Annotated in this window: 3 protein-coding genes; 2 read left to right on the forward strand and 1 reads right to left on the reverse strand. The window is 41.6% G+C overall.

What is annotated here, in order from left to right:
• A partial coding sequence (locus PX484_RS21475) for a hydroxymethylglutaryl-CoA lyase-like TIM-barrel protein (RefSeq protein ID WP_502882776.1) occupies positions 1-507 on the reverse strand: 507 nt, incomplete at its 3' end.
• Positions 508-569: 62 nt separating this feature from the next.
• Here PX484_RS21475 and PX484_RS21480 point away from each other — a divergent pair.
• Both PX484_RS21480 and PX484_RS21485 read left to right on the forward strand, forming a co-directional pair.
• The gene (locus tag PX484_RS21480; RefSeq protein WP_287666330.1) at positions 570-908 is read left to right on the forward strand and encodes a 2Fe-2S iron-sulfur cluster-binding protein; all 339 of its coding nucleotides are present in this window, start codon (positions 570-572) and stop codon (positions 906-908) included.
• A gap of 338 nt (positions 909-1,246) precedes the next feature.
• Positions 1,247-1,792, forward strand: coding sequence for a hypothetical protein (locus PX484_RS21485; protein WP_288105432.1), 546 nt, complete (start codon positions 1,247-1,249; stop codon positions 1,790-1,792).
• The last annotated feature ends 51 nt before the right edge of the window (positions 1,793-1,843 follow it).

The raw sequence follows: 1,843 nt of genomic DNA on the forward strand, positions 1-1,843 counted from the left end.
CCTGGCGGTTTTGAGGGTTAAAAGGGCGTATTCGGGGTTATTTTTGTAACCATCAAACCAATGTTCGGCATCATAAATGACTCGTTTTCCCTGACAGCGTAGATACTCGATCGTATCTCCTATCATGGCTAAATTCTCCTCCAGACTGGTTTTTAAGCCCTCTGTGACGTGCAGATCCCAAGATTTGCCGAAAATTGTCACCCAACGGGTTCTAGCGGCGAGAATGGCGGTTAACATCGGATCTTCCCGGGCCTCGACATGGGGGCGACGAGTGGAACAAAAAGCGACTAATTCTGCTTGTTTTAGGGGTTCTTCGTGCAGTTTCCAGAAGAATTGACCGTCTCTAGGGTTTGCGCCCGGCCAACCGCCTTCGATAAAAGGAATACCCATCCGATCTAATTCCCTGGCGATTTTAATTTTATCTTCTAGGGAGAGGGAAATACCTTCTCGCTGGGCCCCATCCCGGAGAGTAGTGTCATAGACCCAAATGCGCTTACCATTGTTCATAGAAATAGTCAATAAGTGTTAATATTAATTAATAACTGTAGCCACTTAAAATCACGCCCCTAATGCCTAGAATAACAGTTTATGGTCAAACAATCACCTGCGATCGAGGTGAAAATCTCCGTCGTATATTATTAAAACATGACATTTCTTTGTATAACGGCGGTTCCAAGTTAATCAATTGTCGCGGCATCGGCAGCTGTGGAACCTGTGCGGTGGCAATTGTGGGCGAAGTTTCTGCTATCAATTGGCAGGAAAAAGCGCGTCTTTCTTTACCTCCCCATAACCCCGATAATAACCGTCGTCTTGCTTGTCAAGTCAAAGTTTTTGGTGATATTAAAGTGACTAAATACGATGGTTTTTGGGGACAGGGAGACGCAGTGATCAATGAGCAGTTATTTTAGCTATCGGTCGTTAGGAGACAGGAGACTATTTTTATTTATTCTCCCATCTCCCCACCTCCAAATTCAGGCTCTTCGTTACTTGTTATGGTTCGATAGGGTGGCATAAATAAACTAAATCCTTATCTGGCAAGAGATTTAATTGATTAGTTTGCTCTAGATCAAAAACAATTGACAAAAATCGCCAAACGTTTTTCTCTATAAGGGTTCCGTCCCTTATAACCCCCGTACATTGCATAACACAAACCGAAGAACCCAAATTCATAATTCATAATTCATAATTTATAATTCTCACTCCCCCACTTCCCACTTCTCCATACTAACAAGATAAAGGTTATCAAATGAACGAGACAACAACTTTTCGGATATCACCAATAATTCGGGTAACTTTATTAAGTTTATATGTGGCGTTAACCATCCCTTTACCCTTTTTAGCAAAAGTCACTAATTCCCCCGTTAATCCCAATTTTCTTTGGATAGGAATTAGCTTAGGATTAATCGCTTTATACGGAGCTTTAAGTGAAAGGGTGATTTTATCAGAGACAGGGATACAAGTTACCTATCCCCAATGGTTTCCCGCTTTTCTTCGCTCTGGTTGGTGGTTAAATTGGACAGATATAAAAGAACTTAAATGTCGCAGTACGGGACAGGGTGGTTTAGTTTATTATTTCCTTGATCGCTCCGCAGAAAAAGCCTATTTATTGCCGATGCGAGTAGTGGGATTTAATCGCATGGTCAAAATAATCGAGGAAAAAACTAACTTGGATATGACTGATATTCGCCCCCTTTCTCAGCCTTGGATGTATGGAATTCTTTTTACTCTCACCCTATTTTTATTATTAGTCGATGCTTGGACTATTGCTACGGCGAGAACTATTATTCCCTAATAAATTCGGCTCAAAACGTAATCCACTAGCTCGATTAGCACCTCTTTTGAG

Origin of the sequence: Microcystis sp. M49636_WE2, from assembly GCF_030065375.1 — a bacterium.
GTDB classification, from domain to species: Bacteria; Cyanobacteriota; Cyanobacteriia; order Cyanobacteriales; family Microcystaceae; genus Microcystis; species Microcystis aeruginosa_C.

Bases quoted from the DNA above. Each gene is read 5' to 3' on its own strand.
- PX484_RS21480 (WP_287666330.1), top strand. From the start codon at position 570: ATGCCTAGAATAACAGTTTATGGTCAAACAATCACCTGCGATCGAGGT.
- PX484_RS21485 (WP_288105432.1), top strand. From the start codon at position 1,247: ATGAACGAGACAACAACTTTTCGGATATCACCAATAATTCGGGTAACT.